The sequence below is a fragment of the Sphingobium sp. TomTYG65 genome (assembly GCF_055395525.1).
Genome location: NZ_AP027330.1, coordinates 1,656,213 through 1,680,058 on the forward strand (window position 1 = coordinate 1,656,213; position 23,846 = coordinate 1,680,058).

General features: G+C 62.6%; 20 protein-coding genes and 1 riboswitch. All 20 genes read right to left on the bottom strand.

Features of this window, described 5'->3' with window-relative positions; translation table 11 throughout:
- Positions 1-7: 7 nt before the first annotated feature.
- The 20 genes from ACZ5Y5_RS08130 to ACZ5Y5_RS08225 all read right to left on the bottom strand — a co-directional run bounded on the left by ACZ5Y5_RS08130 (position 8) and on the right by ACZ5Y5_RS08225 (position 23,846).
- On the bottom strand, positions 8-652 hold the full coding sequence (locus ACZ5Y5_RS08130; RefSeq protein ID WP_464808145.1) for a DUF938 domain-containing protein: 645 nt from the start codon (positions 650-652) through the stop codon (positions 8-10).
- Positions 649-2,220 carry an aminomethyl-transferring glycine dehydrogenase subunit GcvPB gene (gcvPB, locus tag ACZ5Y5_RS08135; protein ID WP_464808146.1) on the bottom strand — a complete coding sequence of 524 codons (1,572 nt, stop codon included), beginning with the start codon at positions 2,218-2,220 and terminating at the stop codon, positions 649-651. The genes ACZ5Y5_RS08130 and gcvPB overlap by 4 nt, the downstream gene beginning before the upstream one ends.
- A complete protein-coding gene (gene gcvPA, locus ACZ5Y5_RS08140) occupies positions 2,217-3,575 on the bottom strand; it encodes an aminomethyl-transferring glycine dehydrogenase subunit GcvPA (RefSeq protein WP_464808147.1) in 1,359 nt (452 codons plus the stop codon). Before gcvPA ends, gcvPB begins: the two co-directional genes overlap by 4 nt.
- Positions 3,576-3,687: 112 nt before the next feature.
- Positions 3,688-4,059, bottom strand: a complete 372-nt coding sequence (gene gcvH / locus ACZ5Y5_RS08145; RefSeq protein ID WP_464808148.1) for a glycine cleavage system protein GcvH — start codon at positions 4,057-4,059, stop codon at positions 3,688-3,690.
- 24 nt (positions 4,060-4,083) lie between these two features.
- A complete protein-coding gene (gcvT, locus tag ACZ5Y5_RS08150) occupies positions 4,084-5,235 on the bottom strand; it encodes a glycine cleavage system aminomethyltransferase GcvT (protein WP_464808149.1) in 1,152 nt (383 codons plus the stop codon).
- Between the two features lie 179 nt (positions 5,236-5,414).
- Positions 5,415-5,514, bottom strand: a riboswitch (glycine riboswitch).
- Positions 5,515-5,582: 68 nt separating this feature from the next.
- Positions 5,583-5,876, bottom strand: coding sequence for a hypothetical protein (locus ACZ5Y5_RS08155; RefSeq protein WP_464808150.1), 294 nt, complete (start codon positions 5,874-5,876; stop codon positions 5,583-5,585).
- A 44-nt stretch (positions 5,877-5,920) separates the two neighbouring features.
- Positions 5,921-7,078, bottom strand: a complete 1,158-nt coding sequence (locus ACZ5Y5_RS08160) for a deoxyguanosinetriphosphate triphosphohydrolase (RefSeq protein ID WP_464808151.1) — start codon at positions 7,076-7,078, stop codon at positions 5,921-5,923.
- 9 nt (positions 7,079-7,087) lie between these two features.
- Complete coding sequence (locus ACZ5Y5_RS08165; protein WP_464808152.1) at positions 7,088-8,758, bottom strand: SPOR domain-containing protein; 1,671 nt, start codon at positions 8,756-8,758, stop codon at positions 7,088-7,090.
- Positions 8,759-8,876: 118 nt separating this feature from the next.
- Positions 8,877-10,328 (bottom strand): cell division protein FtsZ, encoded by a 1,452-nt coding sequence (gene ftsZ, locus ACZ5Y5_RS08170; RefSeq protein ID WP_464808153.1) that lies wholly within the window; start codon positions 10,326-10,328, stop codon positions 8,877-8,879.
- 110 nt (positions 10,329-10,438) lie between these two features.
- Positions 10,439-11,725, bottom strand: a complete 1,287-nt coding sequence (gene ftsA / locus ACZ5Y5_RS08175; protein WP_464808154.1) for a cell division protein FtsA — start codon at positions 11,723-11,725, stop codon at positions 10,439-10,441.
- Between the two features lie 5 nt (positions 11,726-11,730).
- Positions 11,731-12,672, bottom strand: coding sequence for a cell division protein FtsQ/DivIB (locus tag ACZ5Y5_RS08180; RefSeq protein ID WP_464808155.1), 942 nt, complete (start codon positions 12,670-12,672; stop codon positions 11,731-11,733).
- Positions 12,665-13,624, bottom strand: a complete 960-nt coding sequence (locus ACZ5Y5_RS08185) for a D-alanine--D-alanine ligase (protein WP_464808156.1) — start codon at positions 13,622-13,624, stop codon at positions 12,665-12,667. The genes ACZ5Y5_RS08180 and ACZ5Y5_RS08185 overlap by 8 nt, the downstream gene beginning before the upstream one ends.
- Before the next feature lie 121 nt (positions 13,625-13,745).
- Positions 13,746-14,648 (bottom strand): UDP-N-acetylmuramate dehydrogenase, encoded by a 903-nt coding sequence (murB, locus tag ACZ5Y5_RS08190; protein ID WP_464808157.1) that lies wholly within the window; start codon positions 14,646-14,648, stop codon positions 13,746-13,748.
- Between the two features lie 37 nt (positions 14,649-14,685).
- Positions 14,686-16,107, bottom strand: coding sequence for a UDP-N-acetylmuramate--L-alanine ligase (murC, locus tag ACZ5Y5_RS08195; RefSeq protein WP_464808158.1), 1,422 nt, complete (start codon positions 16,105-16,107; stop codon positions 14,686-14,688).
- Positions 16,108-16,231: 124 nt separating this feature from the next.
- Complete coding sequence (gene murG, locus ACZ5Y5_RS08200; protein ID WP_464808159.1) at positions 16,232-17,398, bottom strand: undecaprenyldiphospho-muramoylpentapeptide beta-N-acetylglucosaminyltransferase; 1,167 nt, start codon at positions 17,396-17,398, stop codon at positions 16,232-16,234.
- Entirely contained in the window at positions 17,395-18,597 is a 1,203-nt protein-coding gene (locus ACZ5Y5_RS08205) for an FtsW/RodA/SpoVE family cell cycle protein (protein ID WP_464808160.1), read from the bottom strand. Before ACZ5Y5_RS08205 ends, murG begins: the two co-directional genes overlap by 4 nt.
- A gap of 32 nt (positions 18,598-18,629) precedes the next feature.
- The gene (gene murD, locus ACZ5Y5_RS08210; protein WP_464808161.1) at positions 18,630-19,952 is read right to left on the bottom strand and encodes a UDP-N-acetylmuramoyl-L-alanine--D-glutamate ligase; all 1,323 of its coding nucleotides are present in this window, start codon (positions 19,950-19,952) and stop codon (positions 18,630-18,632) included.
- Positions 19,953-19,957: 5 nt separating this feature from the next.
- Positions 19,958-21,031, bottom strand: a complete 1,074-nt coding sequence (gene mraY / locus ACZ5Y5_RS08215; protein WP_464808162.1) for a phospho-N-acetylmuramoyl-pentapeptide-transferase — start codon at positions 21,029-21,031, stop codon at positions 19,958-19,960.
- Complete coding sequence (locus ACZ5Y5_RS08220) at positions 21,031-22,407, bottom strand: UDP-N-acetylmuramoyl-tripeptide--D-alanyl-D-alanine ligase (RefSeq protein ID WP_464808163.1); 1,377 nt, start codon at positions 22,405-22,407, stop codon at positions 21,031-21,033. Before ACZ5Y5_RS08220 ends, mraY begins: the two co-directional genes overlap by 1 nt.
- A complete protein-coding gene (locus ACZ5Y5_RS08225; RefSeq protein ID WP_464808164.1) occupies positions 22,404-23,846 on the bottom strand; it encodes a UDP-N-acetylmuramoyl-L-alanyl-D-glutamate--2,6-diaminopimelate ligase in 1,443 nt (480 codons plus the stop codon). Before ACZ5Y5_RS08225 ends, ACZ5Y5_RS08220 begins: the two co-directional genes overlap by 4 nt.

Sequence of the window (23,846 nt, forward strand, 5' to 3'; positions counted from 1 at the left end):
CATTCTTTCAAGTATGACGTCGGAATAAGAGCGACAGGTTGTTGGCGGGCATATCCATCAGGCCATCGAGGCGCAGCCCTTCGACGTTGGCAGCAGCGATCACATCCTCCACCCGACGCAAACCCCATTGCGGATCGCGCGCCCGGAGAGAGGCGTCGAAGGCAAGATTGCTGGGCGCCGTTTGCACGTCATCCTGCAAATAAGGTCCATAGAGATACAGCAACCCGCCCGGCGGCAGGCACGCCCCTGCCCCCCGCATCAAGCCGATCGTTGCGCGCCAGGGCGAAATATGGACCATGTTGATGCAGAGGATCGCGGCGGCATGTTCAACGGGCCATCGCGCGGCGGCATCAAGATAAATCGGCGGGCGTAGATTTGCCAATCCCGATTCCTCGCGCCACGCTTCGATGGATGCGAGCGATGCAGGGTCGGGATCGCTCGGCTGCCAGTCGAGATTAGGCAGCGCCGCCGCAAAATGGACCACATGTTCGCCGCTACCGCTCGCCACCTCCAGCACTAGGCCAGAGGGCGGCAGTTCTCCCCGTAGCACGTTCAGGATGGCATCGCGGTTGCGTTCCGTCGCCGGAGCGTAGCGCTTACCCGCGAGAATGGCGCCGGAACCGGGTTCCCACGGCTCCGGCCCCTTCGTCATTCAGCGGCATCCGCCAGCGCAGGCTCGGTCCAGGTGAGGACAGGCTTGCGGGCTGCCAGCGTTTCATCAAGGCGACGGCGGGGTGCGAAATAGGGCGCGCCCTTCAGCGCCTCATCGCCCGCCTGGGCGCGCTCAGCAAGACTGCGTAGCGCGAGGATGAACTGGTCAAGCGCGGCTTTGCTTTCTGTCTCGGTCGGTTCGATCAGCATCGCACCATGGACGACCAGCGGGAAATACATGGTCATCGGGTGGAAGCCTTCATCGATCAGGCCCTTGGCGATGTCGAGCGTGGTGAAGCCTTCTGCCAAGCCCTTATCGCTGAACAGCGCCTCATGCATGCAGGGGCCGCTGTGCCCAAAGGGAGCGTCGAGCACATCATCCAGGCTGCGCAAAATATAATTTGCGTTCAGCACCGCGTCGCTTGCAACTTGGCGCAGACCGTCCGCGCCGTGGCTAAGGATATAAGTCAGCGCGCGGGTAAACATGCCCATCTGGCCATGGAAGGCAACCATGCGGCCGAAGGTTGCCCTATGATGCTCCTCAACAGTTTCTTCTTCGACCAGCACGAACTTGTCGCCCTGCTTTTCCACGAAGGGTAACGGCGCGAAAGGGGTGAGCGCCTGGCTCAGCACCACTGGGCCGGAACCGGGTCCGCCGCCGCCATGCGGCGTTGAAAAGGTCTTGTGAAGGTTGATGTGCATCGCATCGACACCGAGGTCACCGGGACGCACGCGGCCGACGATGGCGTTGAAGTTCGCACCGTCACAATAGACGAAAGCTCCGGCGGCATGGACCGCGTCGGAGATCGTCTTCATATCGCGCTCGAACAGGCCGCAGGTGTTGGGATTGGTGATCATGACTGCGGCGACATCGGGGGCCAAGCGGGCCTTGAGCGCTTCGAGATCAACGCGGCCATCTGGGGTCGCTGGAATATCTTCAACCTTGTAGCCGCAGAAGGCGGCCGTGGCGGGGTTGGTCCCGTGCGCGCTTTCAGGCACGAGGATGACGCTGCGGGCGTCACCGCGCGCTTCCAGAGCGGCGCGGATCGCGAGCAGGCCACATAATTCGCCATGGGCACCCGCCTTGGGACTCATCGCGACCGAGTGCATGCCGGTGAGCTTGATCAGCCATTCGGCCAGCTCGTGAATGACGGCAAGAGCCCCCTGCACCGTCGATTGCGGCGCCAGCGGGTGGAGGTCCGCAAAGCCCGGCATCCGCGCAACCTTTTCATTAAGGCGCGGGTTGTGCTTCATCGTGCAGCTGCCGAGGGGGAACAGGCCAAGATCAATGGCGTAGTTCTGCCGGCTGAGCCGGGTGTAGTGGCGGACCGTTTCCTGCTCCGACAGGCCGGGCAGACCGATGCTATCGGTGCGTGCTAGATTGCCGAGACGGCTTTCCACCTTGGGAGTCGCTGCAAAATCGACCCCGGTGGTGTCGGTCGAACCGATTTCGAAGATCAGCGCCTCTTCCAGCATCAGCGCGCGGTTGCCGGTAGCGGTTGCGGGAACGGCGTCGCTTTCGTTCGCGGCCTGGGGCGTGGTCGGGCGGCCTTCCTTCAGCATGGTCATGCCAATTCCTCCTCAAGCGCCTTGGCAAGGGTTTCGATATCCTCCGGCGTTACAGTCTCGGTGACCGCGACGACTAGGCCGTTGCCGATTTCCGGCGCGTCCGGGAACAGTCGGCCCAGCGACACGCCACCCAACACGCCCTTATCCGCCAAATTGCGGACAGTTTCGCGCGCGTCCTTTGACAGGATCAGAGTGAACTCGTTGAAAAAGCTGTCGTTGAGCAGCTTGACGCCCGGAACCCGTGATAGGCGGTCAGCCGCCTGAACGGCGAACGCATGGTTGAGGGAGGCGAGTTCACGCAGGCCTCTCTCCCCCAGCAACGTCATATGGATGCTGAACGCCAGGGCGCACAGGCCGGAATTGGTGCAGATGTTCGACGTCGCCTTTTCACGGCGGATATGCTGCTCACGAGTCGAGAGCGTCAGCACGAATCCACGCTTCCCCGCCGCGTCCAGCGTTTCGCCGCAGAGGCGGCCTGGCATCTGGCGGACATATTTCTGCTTACACGCGAAGAGGCCGAGATAAGGGCCGCCGAACTGAAGGCCCACGCCGATCGACTGACCTTCGCCCACAACGATGTCCGCACCCATATGGCCCGGAGCCTTGATCGCGCCGAGAGCCACAGGTTCCGTCACGACCGCCACGAGCAGCGCGCCCGCCGCATGAACCGCTTCAGCGAGCGCAGTGAGATCGGCGATCCGGCCGAGGATATCGGGATATTGGACAACGACGCAGCTCGTATCCTTGTCGATGCCAGCGATCAGCGCATTGATATCGGTGGCAGCCTCAAGGCTCGGCGCTGCATGCACCAGCGCGTCGCCAGTGAACTTGGCCATCGTCTTGGCGACCGAGACATAATGCGGATGCAACCCGGACGACAGGATCGCCTTGCCCCGCTTCGTGATGCGGCGGGCCATGCCAATCGCTTCCCAGCAAGCTGTTGAGCCGTCATACATCGACGCGTTGGCGACATCGCAGCCGAGCAACCGGGCGACCTGAGTTTGGAATTCGAACAGGACCTGGAGCGTACCCTGCGCGATTTCCGGCTGATAAGGGGTGTAGGCTGTCAGGAACTCGCCGCGCTGGATCAGGTGATCGACGCTGGCGGGGACATGGTGCCTATATGCACCTGCGCCGAGAAAGAAGGGCGCTTCCCCTGCCGACAGATTCTTCCGCGCCAGCGCTGCCATATGACGCTCGACCGCCAATTCGCTGGCATGATCGGGCAGACCCGCGATCTTTTCGCTGAGGCGCGCTTCGGCAGGGACGTCCGCGAACAAGTCATCGACTGAGGACGCGCCGATGACAGACAGCATCTCCTGCCGGTCGGTGTCGGTAAGGGGTAGGTAGCGCATGAAAACTCCTTCTCCCGTCCCGATTATGGGCGGGGTCGAGGGAGGGCTTGTCAATCCAGCGCTGGACAGGCCCTTCCCTGGCCCCTCCCGCACGCGGAAGGGGGACTGTTACTTAAAGCGAGGCCACGAACTTCTTGTAGGCGGCTTCGTTCATCAGCCCTTCCAGTTCGCTGGCGTCGGTCACGCGCAGCTTGAAAAACCAGCCATCTTCCTCCGCGTCGCTGTTCACCAGCGCGGGTTCATCCTCGAGCGCGCTGTTAATCTCGACCACTTCGCCAGAAATGGGCGCGTAAACGTCCGACGCGGCCTTGACCGACTCCACGACGGCTGCATCATCGCCCTTGTCGAAGTTGGTGCCTTCGCTCGGCAATTCCACAAAGACGATGTCGCCCAGTTGCTCCTGCGCATAGTCCGTAATGCCGACAGTAGCGATTTCGCCCTCGACATCGATCCATTCATGTTCGTCGGTGAAATAACGGCTCATCTTACTTCTCCCCTCGGAAGGAATTCAGGCCTTGCGGCGGTAACGGTGCGGAACGAACGGCATCGGCGCGACGGTGGCGGCGATGCGCTTGCCGCGCACTTCAATCTCCAGCGCGGTATCGAGCGCACTATGGGGCAGACTGACCCAGCCCATGGCGATGGGCGCGCCAACGGTCGGCGCAAAGCCGCCGGAGGTCACTTCACCCACCTGAGCGCTGCCCGCATAAATGGGCGCACCTTCTCGCGCCGGGAGGCGGCCTTCGATCTTCAGGCCAACGCGCTTCGAACCGGGCCCATCGGCCAATTCCTTCATTACGCGGGAATGGCCGATGAAGCCGCCCTCTTCGCGGCGGCGCTTCTGGATGGCAAAGCCCAGATCCGCACCGATCGTGCTGACCGCAGGCGTCAGGTCGTGGCCGTAGAGCGGCAGGCCCGCCTCAAGGCGCAGCGAATCGCGCGCGCCTAGGCCGATCGGCTTTACCTGAGGCAGTTCGCACAGGGCGTCTGCCAGCAAAGCGACATCCGCGGCAGGAACGCTGATCTCAAAGCCATCCTCTCCGGTGTAGCCTGAGCGGCTGATCCAAAGATCGACCCCACGCCAAGTGAACAGCCCGGACTGCATGAAGAGCAAGTCTGCGGTTTCCGGGATGAGGCTGGCGAGCGCCTCGCCCGCCTGTGGCCCCTGGAGAGCAAGCAGCGCCTGATCATCCATATGGTTCATGACGACCTCGTCAGGCAGATGCTCAATCATCCAGCCCATATCGTCATATTTGGTAGCGCCATTGACGACCATGTAGATATCCGCGCCGTCGAAAGCGTCGCCACCAAGGCGAGAGACCATCAAGTCATCGAGGATGCCGCCTTCTTCGTCGAGCAGCATGGAATAACGCTGACGAAAAGGCTTCAGGCCCTTGATATCGCTTGGCAGCAGATGCTCCAGCGCATCGTCCACGCCGTCACCCGAAAAAAGCAGCTGGCCCATATGGCTGACGTCGAACAGCCCGGCATGCTCACGGGTCCAGCTATGTTCGGCCATGATGCCTTCATATTGGATCGGCATGTGATAGCCCGCGAAGCCGACCATTCGTGCGCCCTTGGCACGGTGCCAGCCATCTAGCGGCAGATCCTGCAGCGGCAATTCTTCTTCGATGTGAGTGATGTCGTCATTGCCGGACATGAGGAGACGGCCTTTCCGTGCGAGTTACTGGCGACAAACGCCGCAGTCCGGAATCGGACCCGTCACGTATGCCACCCCCTCTGTCACGGAACCTGAGAGCTTTGACCATCAGCCAAGCGGCCGAATGGCTTACCCCTTCGGTGGGACGGCGTTCAAACCGTCCGCTTTCCAGAGTGCCTGCCCATGATGCGGTCCTTTGGCCTGAGAGATTCCGGGGCGGTTGCTCCTTCGGCGACGGGGCGGCCTGAAAGGCTTCCCATGCTCTCCCGCATCATGTCCGGAGCCCGAATCTGCCGGGCGCCAGCGACCCCTTCGCATTGCGGGAAATGAGCCGCGCCGTCAATTGCTCAATCGGCTGCATCCTCTTCCCTTGCGAGCCGTTCGGCCAGCGTGCGGGTAGCTTTGCGCAAGTCGCCGAGGCGCGCATTTGCGGCGGCGTCGCCCAATCTGACATCGTCCAGGCTGTCGTCCCCCTCAAAGAGCCGGAGAAAATGTTCGACGCCGGTGAAATTGGAGTCCGCGATCAAATGAGCGCAAAGCTCCACCCTGCCCGACCACCGGCGATCACCGAAACGGCGCAGCAAGGCGGCCAAGTCTTCCATCTGCGCTGCAAGCGCGGCGATCTGCGGATGAAGCTTCATGTTCAGGAAGCTAGGCGGGGCGCTGCCAGAGCGCAATGGCCGCCTCAGGGCAGCACCACTTCCCCGAAAATCTCGGCATGACGCTTTTCAGCATAGCGATCGGTCATACCGGCGATGAAGTCGCCGATGTGGCGGCTGCGTCGAGGTTCCTCGAGCAGACAGTCATCCTGCCACTCCGAAGGCATCAGGTCCGGTCGCTGCTGATAGGCGCGGAAGAGATCCCGCACGATGATGCGGGCCCGATCCGCAGCCGCAAGTTGCGAAGGATGATGATAGAGCGCCGCATACATGAAGCGTTTGAGGTCACGCTCCTGCGCGGCAAGCTCGGGAGAAAAGCAGACGAGTGCGCGCCCAGCGGCACGCACATCTTCGGGGGTGGCAATTCGCGCTTCGGCGATGTTGCGCCGCGTCGATGCGATCAGATCATTGGCCATTACACCGATCTGTTCGCGGACCAGTTCGCGCAACAGCCGTTCTTGGGGAATGTCAGGATAACGGGCGCGGACTCGATCCCAGCACCGTTTGACGAGAGGGACCGTAAGCAACTGCTCAAGCGTCAAAAGACCCGCGCGCAGACCATCGTCGATGTCGTGATTATCATAGGCGATGTCATCGGCGATCGCAGCAAGTTGGGCCTCAAGAGAGGCATGGCTACCAAGCTCCAGCGGAAAGAGCGCATCCACCTCCTGCATCGCCCACCCTGGACGATCGATCGGGCCATTATGCTTGGCGAGACCCTCCAGCATTTCCCAGCTGAGATTGAGACCAGGAAAGCAAGGATAAGGCGATTCAAGCAGCATCAGCGTACGCAGCGTGTGGGCGTTATGATCGAAACCGCCATGATCATCGAGCGCCGCCTCAAGCGCGTCCTCCCCTGCATGGCCGAAGGGCGGATGGCCAATGTCGTGAGCGAGGCAGAGCGCCTCCGTCAAATCTTCATTGAGGCCAAGAGTGCGGGCCGTGGTGCGGCCGATCTGCGCGACTTCCAGGCTGTGCGTCAGGCGAACGCGGAAGTGATCGCCATCCGGGGATACGAAGACCTGCGTCTTGTGCCGCAGCCGCCGGAAGGCGATGGAATGGATGATGCGGTCGCGGTCGCGCTGGAAAATATCACGAGGGCCGCGCATCTCTCCCCCCGGCTCGGGATGGAGGCGGCCACGGCTGTTATCCGGATGCGAGGCATAAGGTGCGAGGGTCGTCATGGGACGCCCTTACTTGCCTCCTATCCGCTCGACCACCTCTCCAGCGTCGCTTTGCCAGGCAAAAGCATCAGCACCAGCGGACTTGAGCTTGGATTCCACCGCTTTCGCGCGGGCGAAGCTGGCGAAGGGCCCGATCAGCAGCCGATTCGTGCGGCCCCAGCTTGCCACCCAGCTATCCTGGGGGGCGACATCGTCATATTTGCGGCGCAAGCTCTTGAGCGTGAACGCCAGGGCGCCGCGGTCAGCGCCGGTTCCGATCTGAACCCAGCTACGCGAAGGGTTGGCGGCGAGCCGCGCTTTTTCTTCGGCTGCCTTCTTCGCCTTGGCATCTGCTTCCGCCTTGGCCTTGGCGGCAGCGTCGGCCTTTGCCTTCGCTGCTGCCGCTGTCTTCTTGGCCTTTTCTGCCGCAGCCTGTCGCTCAGCTCTACGGGCCGCCTGGATCGCCTCGACCTCCGACAAATCAACGGCCGCCACGGCGGATTGGCGCTCTGTCTCGGGCACATCAATGGCTCGAATGATTTCTGCCAATGTCCGAGTTGCTTCGGGGTTCGGCTGCGGACGAGCAGAGGGCGCAGCTTGTTGGGCCACAGGTGCTGAAGCCTGAGCCAGGCTGATGGCGTTCAGTTGGCTCGCGGCGGTCGCTGGCGGGGTCGATGGACTCGTGGTCGAAGGCGTGGCGGGCGCAGGCGGCCCCTGCACCTCAGCCGAACGTGGCGCGGGCGATGATGGGGTGAGCGAGGACGGCGCCGGTGAGGGAACTGCGGTACGCACAGGCGACAAGGGCGACGGAACAGGCGCGCGAGCGGCTGGAGCTGACCGATCAGGCTGTACCGGCTGAACGCGCGTGTTTGCGCTAACGGGCGGCTGATGGGCGGGCTGGGCAGGAGCAGCGGCAACGGGCACAGCCGGTCTTGGCGAAGCCGCGGCCATCGATGTGCCAACGCTCATCGGGAAATGGCCGAAATGCACGGCCGCCGCCTTCTGAGCGGGTGTCAGATAAGGCATCTTCTCCATATAGGGCGCCAATGCAGCAGCAAGCTGGGCCGGCATGGTCTGATTGGCGATCTTGCGGGCATCGGCCTGCTTGTTGTTCATCGCAAGAATGAAAGCGCGATAACGCCAGGCTGCCCGGTCGCTTTTATAGAGCAGAGGCTGCAAAACCTTTTCAGCCGCTTCTAGCTGCCCCGATATGCCCAATGAGGCGGCATAGCGGTAGAGAAGCTCAGAATCGTCCGGTGCGCGTTTGAGCGCAGCCTGGTAATCGCGCTGGGCACCCGCCTGGTCACCGGTCATGTCACGGGCGAGACCGCGATCCGCAAGCAGCGTCGCGTCGCCAACGCCGAGGCGCGTCGCCTGATCGAACAGCCGCAGTGCCTCCGCTGGATTTTGGGACTTAAGCATGACGCGGGCGAGGCCGACCTTCACCCGGCCATTATTGGGTTGGATCGCATCGGCACGCCCGAAAAAGCCCGCTGCCGCGCGAATGTCATCCATATCGATCGCGGCTTCACCAGCGCCAATCAGCGCATCAACGTCGCGAGGGTTGGACGCAAGACGCGATAAATTGCGGCTGAGATTTTCAGCGCCGGACGGCCGGACAGACTGGATTTGGGCGGGCTGGGACTGCGCGGCTCCTGCGAGAAACAGGCCGCCAAGGATCCATAAAGCTGAGCGTTTCACACAAGTCCTTTAGCGGATGAATGCGTGAATGGGAAATTTACCGCAAGAAAAAGCGCGCCCGATCGCCCTATGCGACCGATGGCGCGCTTCAACGCTATAAATCAAATTCGCCGCGGCCTTACTGGTTGCTTTGGCGATTCAGGAAGCGCGGGATGTCGGGAGTGGAACCGGCATCGTCGCTGGCCGCTGCATTCTTGTCCACGCCACGGGTCAGACCTGCCATCCGCTCAAACAACGTGCCGCCGGTTGCGACGCGCGGCGCTGCTTGAGGCGCGGGCGCCGGCTGCGGTTCGGCCGCGTCAGCGCCGAGCAGCAACTCGTCCTGCGAAAGGTCTTCATCCGAGAAGACCGCGGCCGGACGCGCAGATGCTGCGGGAGCGGGCTTGAGTGCTGCGGCTTTCTCTTCAACGGGCGCAGCGATCGGCGCAGGCTCGGGCGCAGCGGGAACGTCCAGTTCCAGCGTCTCGGGCTCCGGCTCAGGCGCTGCAACCGGCGCAGGTGCGGGCGGAGGTGCCTGACGCGAAGCTGCCGCAGCGGGCACCGCCACAGCCGGACGGCTGGCGAAGCTGAACGGCTGGGTCAAAGGCGCAGCCCCGGCGGTCGCTTCGCTGTCGATGCCTGTCGCGACGACCGACACGCGGATTTTGCCATTGAGACCGTCGTTGAAGGCCGAACCCCAGATGATGTTCGCATCGGGATCGACCAGCTCGCGAATGTGGTTCGCCGCTTCATCGACTTCCATAAGGCGCATGTCATCGCCGCCGACGATGGATACGATTACGCCCTTGGCGCCACGCATCGACACGCCGTCCAAAAGCGGGTTGGCGATCGCCTTTTCAGCAGCCTGCAGCGCACGACCATCGCCCTCGGCTTCGCCGGTGCCCATCATAGCCTTACCCATCTCACCCATCACCGAACGAACGTCGGCGAAGTCGAGGTTGATGAGGCCGGGCATGACCATCAGGTCAGTGATGCCGCGAACGCCCTGCTGCAACACCTCGTCAGCCATCTGGAAGGCTTCCTTGAAGGTGGTGTTGGGATTGGCGATGAGGAACAGATTCTGGTTCGGGATGACGATGAGGGTATCGACATGCTTCTGCAGCTCTTCGATGCCCGCCTCGGCGGACTTCATGCGGCGGTTGCCTTCGAAGGTGAAGGGCTTGGTCACGACGCCGACCGTCAGGATGCCCTTGTCACGGGCAGCCTTGGCGATGACGGGAGCCGCGCCAGTACCAGTGCCGCCGCCCATGCCGGCCGCGATGAAGCACATGTGCGCGCCGTTCAGCGCTTCCTCGACCGAAACGATGGTTTCCTCGGCGGCCGCCTTGCCGATTTCCGGACGCGATCCGGCGCCCAGACCTTCAGTGATCTGCGGGCCCAGTTGGATGCGGCGTTCTGCAGGCGAGGCGTTCAAGGCCTGCGCGTCGGTGTTGGCGACGATGAAATCCACGCCCTCAACCGACGCGGCGATCATGTTCGCGATGGCGTTGCCGCCCGCGCCGCCTACGCCGATCACCGCGATGCGAGGCTTCAACTCGTCCACATGCGGCGGGCTGATCTCAATGCTCATAAATTCTAGCTCCCTCCAGCTTCGGCGACATGAGCGAAACTGTCATCGAAGGTTAATGCAACAGAAAATGGTGTATTTCACCAGCAAATTTCGTTCAGCTTTCGATTTATTCAATAGTTCGTCTTCATCGCTCGCACCATCCGCTGCCACCATTGAGGTGCATTGATACGATGAACGGTCTGAGGAGCGGGCGCTATCGTTCTAAGATCAACCGGGTTCGATGCGCCATAAAGCGCAAGACCAGCCAATGTCGCAAAGGCAGGACCGCTATGCGCCTCCGGCAGCGCAGCCAATCCGCGCGGCCTGCCGATGCGGACGGCACGGCCCAACGCGCCCTGTGCATAATCGGCGATGCCCTTCAATTCCGCCCCGCCGCCGGTCAGAACGACCTGCCTACCCGTCGGCGTATTGAACCCCATGCCTGCAAGCGCGGCGTTGATCTCTGTCATCAGCTGATTGAGCCGCTCGCAGATCACGGCGACCAAGGCAGCCCGCGTGATCTTGCCTCCATCCGCATTGGGGCCCGCGCTTTGACCCGGCACGGCCACATCGCCGTGCGGCGGCGCTATCTCGATCATGTCACGGAAGTCCCGGCGATTCTGCATAGCCGAACCATAAAAGCATTTTATCCGCTCCGCCTGGCTGCGGCGAATACCAAAGGCTGATGCGATATCATCGGTGATGTCCGAGGCGCCGATCGGAATGCTGTGCAATCCTACAAGCATGCCACCCGCATAGAGCGAGACATTGGTAACGCCCGCCCCAAGCTCGACCAAGGCGACGCCCAGGTCCCTCTCCTCTTCCGACAGGCAGGCAAGGCCGGTGGCGATCGGCGACGCGACGATGGAGTTGACGTTGAGATAGGCCCCTCGGACGCACAGGTCGAGATTGGCGAGAGGCGCGCCGTCCGCCAACACAACATGGATATCGACGCCCAAAAGGTCCGCGTGCATGCCAAGCGGCTTTTTGACCGGCACCTTTCCATTGATCGTAAAGCAAGTGGGCTGCGCATGGAGCACCACTCGGCCATCGGGATCGATGCCCTGCTGCCCCGTAGCGAGCAGATCATCTATGTCGGCCTGCTCCACGCGGTAGCCGCCCATGTCGCGCTCCACGGTGACAACGTCACTGACCAGGCTGCCGCCCGAAAAGCTGACCCACACATCTTCGATATTGGTGCCGGCGACACGCTCCGCCTGCTCCACGGTCTCGCGGACGGCGAGTTCGGTTCGTTCCATGTCAGCGATGAAGCCGCGACGCACGCCCCGGCTCTCACGCTGCCCCGTGCCCAGGATCGCCAGCTCACCCGTTTCGGTGCGACCCGCAATCAATGCGGACACCTTCCACGATCCTATATCGATCGCGGTGACGAGCTTATCGACCTTGGGTTGCGCCATGATGGTCAGCCTTCCTCGCCGGTCGCCGGGGCTTCAGCCTTGGTCGCGGCTTTCTCGGCGCCGGCTTGGTCCTGGGGGAGGCGAAGGACGAACCGGTCCGGGTCGCGCATGTCGAACTTCACAATGCCCCGCCCGAGCAGGCGATTGACGCCGTCCATGCGGGCGAAGTTGACCAGCGCAGCAGCAGAAGCCCGATCTCCCTCCGGCAGCGAAAGTGTTTCACCCGATTGAAAGCGCAGATCCCAACGGCGGTTCCCGACCCAGGTCGCCCCCGCCAGCATCGGCTTCAGCGCAGGCGCGTTTTCCATCAGCTTGTTCAAGCCCGCAGTCTGGCGATTGGCGTCAGGCCCCACCACCAGCGGCAGATCGGGCATGTCATCGGTGGCGACGGACTGGAGCACGACTCCCTGTACATCGATAAGGTGCAATTGGCCGTCATGCTGCCACACCGCGACAGGATCGCGTTCAACGATATCGACGACCAGCGTGTCAGGCAGGCGGCGTGAGATGCGCGCGTCCTTGACCCAGCCCAGCTTCAACATCTCGCTCCGGACCTTGGGCAGGTCGAGGGACAGCATGGAGCGATCAACCTGTCCAAGCGCGATATTATAGACCGGCAGCTCATCCATGCGCTCAACGCCGCGCACTTCGACCTTCTGCACTTCAAATCCAGCGCTCGCGGCGACTTCCGCTGCCTTCTGCTCCGCCATGGCGGGTACGCCCAGCAGGACAGCGATCCCGACAATGGCAGCAACGACGATCCCAACGATCGCCCAGCTCGCCATCCGCTGCAGCGTTTCCTCACTGACGGGCAAATTATGGACAAGGCGGCCGAGCCAGGAACGGCGCTTGCCCGGCTTACCCCTACCAGGACCGTTGCGGCCGCGCGGTCCGGACGTGCGCGTCAGTCGCGCCGTCCCACCGCGCCGGATGCGTGCTTCACCCATTGCCTGCCCCCTTTGCGCTCCGCTTTTGCTTCAGCGCGTCTTCGACAATACGCTCGACCAGTTCGGCATAGTCAATGCCCAGCTTTGCCGCCTGCTCAGGAACCAGGCTCAAGGGCGTCATGCCCGGCTGGGTATTCACCTCAAGCAGATAAAGCCCTTCCACTCCCTGGCTGTCGTCCCAGCGGAAGTCGGAACGCGATGCTCCCTTGCAGCCCAGCAGCTGGTGAGCGCGAAGCGCAAGCGCCTTGCACGCTTCGCTGATCTCGTTGGGTATCTCCGCCGGGCAGACATGCTCGGTCATGCCATCGGTATATTTGGCGTCAAAATCATAGAAGCCGCTCTTGGGACGCAGTTCCGTCACCAGAAGCGCCTCATCGCCCAGCACCGCGGTGGTGAGCTCGCGGCCGCGAATATAGGGCTCGGCGAGCAACTCGTCGAAATGCTGCCACGGACCTTCAACATCGCGGCCGATCGGGGAGCCGTAATTACCGTCCGGCGTCACGATGGCGACACCTACCGAGCTGCCTTCATTGACCGGCTTAACGACATAGGGGCGTGGGAGCGGATCAGCTTCAAACAGGCTATCACTGCGGACGATATGGCCGCCGGGCATGGGGATGCCATGGGGCACCAGCGCCTGTTTGGTCAGTTGTTTGTCGATCGCGATGACCGACGTCGCGAGGCCAGAATGGGTGTAGGTAAGACCCATCAGGTCCATCATGCCTTGCACCGTGCCGTCCTCTCCCGGGACGCCATGGAGCGCGTTGAAGACGACGTCAGCGCCTGCTTGCGCGAGACGAGCAGCGACATTGCGATCCATGTCGATCCGCGTGACCTTGTGCCCGCGCGATTCCAGCGCCTTGGCGACGCCTTCGCCCGATGAAAGCGAAACAGGCCGCTCGGCGGACCAGCCTCCCATCAGGACGGCAACATGCCAGGGGCCTCGAGTCATGCGTTAAACTCCGAAATACGTCCGTTCGGGCTGAGCTCGTCGAAGCCCGCTCCTTCACTTTTGGAGAAAGAAGAGCCCTTCGACAGGCTCAGGGCGAACGGCGGGAGGATAAGCAAACCAGTCACTTCTTCACTCCCACGCGCTGGATTTCCCATTCCAAGTCAACGCCGCTCTTTTCTTTTACCCGGCGTCGGACCTCTTCGCCGAGCGCTTCGATATCCGCGCTGGTCGCATCGCCCAAGTTGAGGAGGAAATTGGTGTGCTTTTCCGAAACCTGCGCACCGCCTAGTTGCAAGCCGCGGCAACCGGCTTCGTCCACCAACTGCCAAGCCTTGTGCCCGGCCGGATTTTTGAAGGTCGACCCCCCCGTCTTGCTGCGGAGCGGCTGACTTTCTTCGCGCGCTGCGGCGATGCGGTCCATCTCCGCCTGCACCGCTTCGGGCTGACCAGGTTTTCCGCGAAAAACGGCGCTTACCACCACCGCACCTTGGGGCAGCGTGCTGTGGCGATAGGTATAACCGAGCGCGTCCAGCGGCAGGGTCACACGCTCACCCGAGCGCAGCACAACATCACACTCGACAAGAATGTCGCAGGTTTCACGGCCATAGGCTCCGCCGTTCATGCGGACGAAGCCACCCACTGTGCCGGGGATGGAGCGCAGAAATTCGAGACCCGCAATACCCGCATCACGCGCAGTCGATGATACGAGGATGCCCGAGGCCCCTCCCCCGCAGCGCAAAGTGGTGGCATCGATCTGCTCAACCTTGGCGAAGGGCTTGCCCAAGCGCACAACAACCCCTGTCACGCCGCCATCCCGAACAATGAGGTTGGAGCCCAATCCGAGAGCCATCACTGGGATTGCAGGATCGAGCCGCGCGAGGAAATCGGACAGGTCCTCGACATCCTTGGGCTCGAACAGCCATTGCGCGGCTCCTCCAGCCTTGAACCAGACGAGAGGAGCGAGCGGAGCATCAGCCTTGAGCGACCCGCGAACCGAAGGAAGGGGCGCTACTGTTGTCGTCAACTGCGGGACCCCCGAGGAGAGATGTGGGACGGCCGCATCAGGCGGCTTCCTTGGCGGCGACGGCGGCGGCGAGACCAGCAGCCCATTTCGTGATGTCTCCGGCCCCGAGGCAGATGATCATGTCGTCTGGCTGAATATCCACAGCGATGGCGCGGGCCAAATCTTCAGCCCCATCCACTGTGGCAGCGGAGCGATGACCGCGCCGCTTGAGACCCGCCACCAGTTCGGCGCTGTCCACACCCTCGATCGGCTGCTCGCCTGCCGGATAGACCGGGGCCGCATAAACGATGTCGGCGTCGTTGAATGCCTGCTGGAACTCATCCATCAGATCGCGCAAGCGGGTGAAGCGGTGAGGCTGGACCACGGCGATCACACGGCCCTTCGCGCCTTCGCGCGCTGCGGCGAGTACCGCCTTGATCTCGACCGGGTGGTGGCCATAATCGTCGATCACGGTGGCGACGCCCTGACCCGCCGGGATTTCGCCGACCTTGGTGAAACGGCGCTTGACGCCGCCGAACTTCGCAAAGCCGGTCTGGATCGTGGCATCGTCGATCCCCATCTGCAGCGCCACGCCAATCGCAGCCATGGCGTTCAGCACATTGTGGCGGCCGGGCATCGGCATTTCGATGCCTTCAATTCGACGAAGCGAACCGTCTCGCTCGCGGATCTGCACATCGAAGCGATTGCCGCCGGGGATCGGCTGAACATTTTCACCGCGAATGTCGGCCTGAGCAGAGAAGCCATAGGTGACGATGCGCCGGTCCTGCACACGCGGCAGGATGGCCTGCACCTCCGGATGATCGAGGCAGAGCATCGCCGCGCCATAGAAGGGCACATTCTCGACGAATTCGACAAAGGCGTCCTTCACCTTCTCGAAGCTGCCATAATGGTCGAGATGTTCAGGATCGATATTGGTGACGACAGCCAGCGTGCCGTCGAGGCGCAAGAAACTGCCGTCGCTCTCATCGGCTTCGACCACCATCCAGTCGCTCTTGCCGAGGCGGGCGTTGGAGCCATAGCTGTTGATGATGCCGCCATTGATAACGGTCGGGTCCACCCCGCCCGCGTCCAACAGCGCCGCGACCATGGAGGTGGTGGTGGTCTTGCCATGCGTACCGGCTACAGCAACGGTGGACTTCAGGCGCATCAGCTCAGCCAGCATTTCCGCGCGGCGGATGACGGGTATGCGCTTTTCCAGTGCCAGATCGACTTCCGGGTTGCCTTTCTTGATGGCGGTGGACGTCACGACCACAGCGGCATCACCGAGATTCTCGGCTTTGTGGCCGATCATCACCAGGATGCCCTTCTTGCGGAGACCTTCCACGACATAGCCTTCAGCGACGTCGGACCCTTGAACCTTATAACCCAGATTGTGCATCACCTCGGCGATACCGGACATGCCGATGCCGCCAATGCCGATGAAATGGATCGTGCCGATGTCGGTGCCGACACCCTTCATGCGATAATCTCCAGAAAAATACCGTCATTCCAGCGGAAGCTGGAATCTCTCCCCTCTACAGAAGCGACGGACCAAGAAGGCCCAAAATCCCAGCTTCCCCTAGGGTGACGAAGGGGGATCACGCTCACGCAGGGACGCCCTGCAGATTCAGGCTAGTCGGCACCGGACCGACACGCAGGGGGTCGTTCATGATGGGGGCTGGTCCAATGCTTTCGAGCAAGTCGGCCATGTCGCGCGCGGCATTGGGGCGGCCGCAGGCGCGAGCGCGCTTGGCAGCGTTTTGAAGCGCGCCCGGCTCCAGCGCCATCTTCTGCATCTGCTTGGCCAGTTCAACTGCGGTGAAACGGGACTGCGGGATGGTTCGCGCACCACCCGCCTCGGTCATCTCGCGGGCATTCGCGGTCTGATGATCATCCATTGCGCTCGGCAATGGAACCAGGATTGCCGGGCGCCCCGCACATGTGAGTTCCGCCAGGGTCGAAGCGCCCGCGCGTGCGATGACAAGATGCGACCAGCTCAGCTTTTCGGGCACATCATTGAAATAAGTGGCTAGGTCGGCCGGGATTTCGAGATCAGCGTAGAAGCGGCGGACGCGTTCAATATCTTCCGCCCGGCATTGCTGCGTCACCTGCAGACGGCGACGCAGGCTGAGAGGCAGCATGCCCAGGCCATCTGGAACAACCGACGAGAGGATGCTGGCGCCCTGACTGCCGCCGATCACCAGCACGCGGAAAACGCTTTCGTCCGTCAGCGCAGGAAACTCTTCGTCGCGAAGCGCCTTCACTTCCTCCCGGACAGGATTGCCAACGAGGTGAACCTTTGCCGCATATTTATCGCGCAGGCGCTCCACCCGCGGATAGGCTGTCGCGATGGCATCGACGCGGCGAGCCAGCAGACGATTTACCCGGCCCAGGACCGCATTCTGCTCATGAATGGCGGTCGGAATGCCGTCGGCCAGCGCACCAAGCAGGGCCGGCATGGCAGGATAGCCGCCAAATCCGACAACTGCCGTCGGGCGGAAAGTCTCGTTCAGGCGGCGGGCCATCGCGCGGCCCGCGAGGATTGCCTTCAGGGCGCCCGGCCAGCTCCTCGGGTTCTTGGTCATCCGGCCGGCCGGAAGCACATGAACCTGCGCGCGATCGAAGATGCCAGGGATCTTGGCGCCCCGCTCATCCGTCACCAACGCGACGTGATGACCGCGGGCCATCAGTTCCTCGGCCACGGCATGCGCCGGAATCATATGACCACCCGTCCCGCCAGCGGCGAGGACGAAGTGACGGGAAATGCTCATCGACCACTCCATTTGACGACCGTGTGCCGACCCATGAAGGGGTTGCGCCGCGTAAACGCGAGCAGCAGGCCGACGCCGATACAAAGCGCCAGCATAGAGGAGCCGCCATAGCTGATAAAGGGCAGCGTCATGCCCTTTGACGGAAATATCTGAGCATTGACGCCCATGTTGATGATCGCCTGAAGGCCGAACTGAGTAGTGAGGCCCGCTGCGGCCAGAATGGTGAAATTGTCATCCTCATCCAGCATGCGAAGCAGGACCCGCACCACCACAGCCAGATAAACGCAGGCGATGGCGATGCAAGCGAGAAGACCGAACTCTTCGCCGATCACGGAAAAGATATAGTCGGTATGCGCTTCGGGCAGCCGGAACTTGTTCTGGCCGCCGCCCGGACCCACGCCGGTAAAACCGCCATGGGTAATCGTACGGAAGGCCAGTTCCGTCTGGTCCGGGCCGGTATCCTGCGCCACGCCGATGCCAAGGAAGTCATTGATGCGCTGGCGGCCATTTTCGTAAAACATGTACATGACCACCAACCCGGCCAGCGCCAAGCCTGCCATTGCGCCGATAAATCGCATCGACACGCCCGACAGCAGCAACAGGCATCCCCAGCAGGCGAGGAAGATCACGGTCTGGCCGAAATCCGGCTGCTTCATGAGTATCGCCGCGATCAACAGCGTCAGCACGCCCGTCAGCGGTATGACCGGCAGCGACATGTCCTTGCCACGGAGGGACAAGAGCCAAGCCATGGACACCACATATACCGGCTTTAGGAACTCAGAGGGCTGAAAACGGAAGCCAGGCAGGTCGATCCAGCGCCGTGCGCCATTCACGGTCGACCCCAGGATCGGCACACAGAGCAGCATAACGATGAAAAAGGCTGAAAGAAACAGCGCCAGACGGCGAGCCTGCTGGCGGGGTAGCATCGAAATGATCAGCATGATCGGCAGGCCGATGAACACCCACATCAGTTGGCGGTAGAAATAGATAAGCGGCGTTACCGACACGGCGCTTGTAGAACGATCAATCGCGGCGACCGGCGATGCGGCGGCCACGGCGACGAGGCCGATCGCCATCAGGGTGACGATCAGGGAGAGGAGGACGCGGTCGATCTCCCAGAACCAGATGGCCAGAGCCGTACGCTCGCGCGGAACGGTGCGGTTCTTGAACCCCTTCACCAGTTCACCTGCCCTGAACATTCTGCTCGCCCCTTTTCGCCCCGTAACCCGCCTTAGCCTTCAACGCCCCCTTCTTCCAGCGCCGTGACGGCCGCGACGAAGGCATCGCCTCGCGCCTCGAAATCCCGGAATTGGTCGAAACTGGCGCAGGCTGGCGAAAGCAGCACAACGTCCCCCGGCTGCGCCACCCGCGCGGCCCGGCGGACTGCGGCCGATAGCATTTCGCTGTCATCCACCGCCATATGCTCTCGCAGCAGGTCGGCGAACATATGACCCGCTTCACCGATCGTGTAAGCGGCGGCGACATTGCCGAACCACGGCGCACATTCGTCGAGATTATCCGTCTTCGCGAGGCCGCCGACGATCCAATGGAGACGCGGACGGCCCTCAACCGGTGGATAAGCGGCAAGCGCAGGCGCAGTCGAAGCGGGATTCGTCGCCTTGCTGTCGTTGACATAAAGGACCCCGTTCAGCTCCCGCACCCGCTGCATACGATGGGGTAGGCTGGCATAGCTCCGCAGGGCAGCCTCGATTGTGGCTTCGTCGATGCCCAACGCACGCGCGACGGCGATGGCGACGGCCGCATTCTGCGCGTTGTGCGGTCCTTGCAACGAGGGCCAGCCTGCCTGAGCGGCTGGATTGATGTCCGTGGAGCGCACCTCTAGCCGACGCGCACCGGGCTGGGCGGCGATGGAGCGACTGGGATCGTCCTCGACCGCGATCACCGCCACATGGCCGGGCGACTGCATCGCAAAGAGCCGGGCCTTGGACGCGACATAGCCTTCAAAGCCATTATAGCGGTCGAGGTGATCGGGCGTGATGTTGAGCAGAACCGCGACGTCGCAGTCGAGACTCTGTGTCAGATCGATCTGGTAGCTCGACAACTCAAGGACATAGACGCCCCCGTTCGGAAGAGGGGCCTGCCCCAGAATAGGCAGGCCGATATTCCCGCCCATACGCGTCGGGATGCCAGCTGCCTCGATGATATGGTGGACGAGCGCTGTGGTAGTCGATTTCCCGTTCGTGCCGGTGATGCCGACCACGCGATGCGCGGGCAGCGTCGGGCGGGCCAGCGCGAACAATTCTATATCGCCAATGACGGGCACGCCCGCCAGCTTAGCATGCATGGCTATCGGATGTTTGTTGAGCGGCACGCCGGGAGAGACGACCACCCCGTCGAAGCCGCTAAGGTCGATGTCGAGGGGATTCGCCAGTTCAGCCTTGTCCGCGACAAGAGCGCGGGCTTCTTCACGGTTATCCCACGCCACGACAGTGGCGCCGCTAGCGACCAGCGCCTCGACCGTGGCCAGGCCCGATCGGGCAAGGCCCAGAACGGCATAACGCTTACCCGCAAAAACAGATGAAGTGAGACCCATCCCGCTCACCGCAGCTTCAGCGTAGCGAGGCCAGCCAGCGCCAGCACGAAGGAGATGATCCAGAACCGGATCACAACGGTGGGCTCGGCCCAGCCCAGTTGTTCGAAATGATGGTGGATCGGAGCCATGCGGAACACACGCTTGCCGGTCCGCTTGTAGAAGAAGACCTGGATGATGACGCTCATCGCCTCGACAACGAAAAGCCCGCCGACGACGCCGAGGACGATTTCATGATGAGCAGTTACCGCGATCACGCCGATCGTGCCGCCCAGCGCCAGGCTGCCCGTATCGCCCATGAATACGGCGGCAGGCGGCGCGTTGAACCAAAGGAAAGCAAGACCTGCGCCGATGATCGCGCCGCACAGGATGGTGAGATTGCCGGCTCCCGGAACATGCGGAATGCCCAGATAGGACGCGTAGTCAGCGCGGCCGACCAGATAGACGATCGCCATGAAAGCCATGCACGCGATGATAACCGGCATAGTGGCGAGCCCATCAAGCCCGTCGGTGAGGTTGACCGCGTTCCCGAACGCCACAATCACGAAAGCGGCGAAGAGGAAATAGAAGGGACCAAGCTCAATCGCCGGGCCATTGTAGAAAGGGAGGTAAAGGGCGGTATTGCCGTGCTGGTGCACGATCAGCCAAGCCGCGATTCCGGCGATCAGGAATTCGAAGAAAAGGCGCATCTTGCCCGAAAGCCCCTTGTGGCTGGCCTTCGTCACCTTGTCATAATCGTCGAGGAAGCCGATCGCGCCAAAGCCCAAGGTCACGAACAGGCAAGCCCATACATAGATGGACGACAGATCCATCCACAGAAGGACGGACGAGATCATCGACGTCAGGATCATCAAGCCGCCCATCGTCGGCGTACCGCGCTTGGCGAGATGGGTCTGCGGACCATCGTCGCGGATAGGCTGACCCTTGCCCTGGCGGACGCGCAGCCAACCGATGAAACGGGGGCCGAGGACCAGACCAATGATGAAGGCGGTGGCGATCGTCGCGCCAGCGCGGAAGCTCAAATAGCGGATGAGGTTGAACACCCCCGCAAAGTCCATGGTCTGGGCGAGCCAGTAGAGCATCAGTTCTTATGTTCCCCAAGCGCGGCGACCAGGCGCGACAGGCCGATGCCGTTCGACCCTTTCACCAGGATTGCGTCGCCCGCGCGCATTTCAGTCTGTATGAGAGTGGTGGCCGCAGCTGCGTCTGCCACGTGATCAAAAGCAAGCATGCCGCCCAGCGCGTCGGCCAACGGTTTCATCTCGTCGCCCACCAGAATGGCGTAGTCCACCTGCCCTGCCGCTAGCGGCTCGGCGAGCCCTGCGTGCAGTTCCCGGCTGCGATCGCCAAGTTCACGCATGCCGCCCAGCACCGCGATGCGGCGGCTTGCATGTTCCTTGCCCAATTGCTTGAGCGTTGCCGCCATGCTGAGCGGATTGGCATTGTAGCTCTCGTCGATCAGCAGCGCTTCGCCGCCCGCGATGGACAAGGTCTTGCGTTCGCCCCGGCCCGGCAGACCGGGCATCTCGGCAAGAGCGAGACCCGCAGCCGCCAAATCGCCGCCCAGCGCCTCCACCGCTGCCAGTACGGCAAGCGCGTTTGACACCCAATGTTCACCTGGCGCCCCCACGGTGAAGCAAAGCTCTGCACTCGGCAGGGTCGCGGTAACCAGCGTGCCGCCATTCGCGGCAGGGACCATGTCGCGCGCGCGGACGTCAGCCTCTTCATCAAAGCCGAAGGTCAGGATGCGTGCGGCGTGCTGCTCCGCCTTGGCGTAAAGCGTGGCCACATGGGGACTGTCGTAGGGGATGATCGCAGTGCCGTCCGGCTCCAACCCTTCGAATATCTCAGCCTTAGCCTCCGCTATCTTCTCCTCAGTGCCGAAGAACTCGATGTGCGCAGGCGCGATGGCGGTGACGATCGCGACATGGGGGCGAACCTGCTGTGTGAGCTGGGCCAGCTCGCCAGCATGATTCATGCCCATTTCAAAGACACCGAAGGCCGCATCGCGGGGCATCCGCGAGAGGCTTAGCGGCACGCCCACATGATTGTTGTAGCTTTTGACTGAACGATGAACTTCGCCGGGACAGACGCGATCAAGCGCCTGAAAAAGCGCTTCCTTGGTGCCCGTCTTGCCGACCGATCCAGTGACGCCAACCACCTTACCTTGCATCCGCGCCCGCGATGCACGGCCCAGCGCCTCCAGCGCGGCCGCGCTATCCCGAACCAGAATGTGGGGCTGGGCTATCGGTTCGCTGACGATGGCTCCTGCCGCACCTTGGCCGAACGCCTTTTCGACGAAATGATGGCCATCCGTCCTCTCACCCTTCATCGCGATGAACAGGTCGCCGCCGGTGACTTCACGGCTGTCGAAGGCCACACCCGAAACGGCGAAGGGCGCCGATGCGACGCCCCCTGTGGCCTGCGCGATTTCGTCGGAGGTCCAAAGCTCGCTCAACCAGCGCACTCCCGGGCAACGGTTACATCGTCGAACGGCAGCACCCGGTCGCCGATGATCTGGCCCTGTTCATGCCCCTTGCCCGCCAGCAGCACGATATCATCCGCACCAGCCTGCGCAATGGCGGCAGCGATCGCAGCGCGGCGGCCGCCAATTTCTTCCGCGCCCGGAGCGCCCGCCATGATGGCTGCGCGGATCGCGGAGGGATCCTCAGAGCGTGGATTGTCGTCGGTGACGATCACATGATCGGCCATGTCGGCCGCGACTTTGCCCATCTGCGGGCGCTTACCCGCGTCACGGTCTCCACCCGCGCCAAAAAGAGCGATCAGGCGGCCGCGCGTATGGGGTCGCAGCGCCTCAATTGCGGCCCGAAGCCCATCAGGCGTGTGAGCATAATCGACATAGACCGGCGCACCGGCCTTTGTGATGACCGCGCGCTCCAGACGGCCGCGTACGGGCTGGACGCGGCTCAACAACTCAAGAACCTTTGCCACATCCTCGCCACCTGCAATGACGAGGCCTGCAGCGGTCAGCGCATTTGCTGCCTGATACGCGCCGATGAGCGGCAAATTGACCTGGTAGGACTGGTTTGCGGCTTCGACCTCCAGCGTCTGGCCCAACTGGGTCGGGGTGCGGTTGGCAAGACGCAATGCTTGCCCCTGCACCCCGACGCTCAGCACACGAAGCCCCCGCTTCGTAGCTCGCTGCATAACCTTGTCCGACCATTCGTCATCAGCCCAGACCACGGCAGCGCCGTCGGGCGCGACGACTTCGTCGAACAGCCGCATCTTGGCATCGAAATAGCTGCCCATGTCGCTATGATAGTCGAGATGGTCACGCGACAAATTGGTGAAAGCGGCCGCCGAGACCGGCAGTCCTTCGGTCCGATATTGGGCGAGGCCATGGCTGGACGCCTCGAACGCGGCATGGGTGATGCCTTCCCGCTTCAGGCCCGACATGTTGGACAGGAAGGTCACGATGTCCGGCGTGGTAAGGCCGGTTGAGACCTGATCGACCGAAGTCGTAACCCCCAACGTGCCGATTGAGGCGGAATGATGCCCCAACATGCGCCACAGCTGCCGTGCAAGCTCCACCGTGGAGGTCTTGCCGTTGGTGCCGGTGACCGCAACGGTGACATCAGGAAAGGGCGCGAAATATCTGGCGGCCAGCAAGGCGAAGAGGCGACGGGGATTGTCATGGGCGATGTGAATCGCCCCGTCTACCTTTACTTCCGGTCGCGCCACGACAGCGACAGCGCCCGCCCGCACGGCTTCAGGAATGAAATCCTCACCATTCACGCGCAGGCCCTGGAAAGCCCCGAAAACGGTGCCAGGCGCGACTTTCCGGTTATCGATCGCGAAGCCCGACACCGAAGCATCTAGAGGCGCTTCGGTGTCGAGCTTCACATCCAGCCCCTCGATAAGCGACCCGAGGCGCAT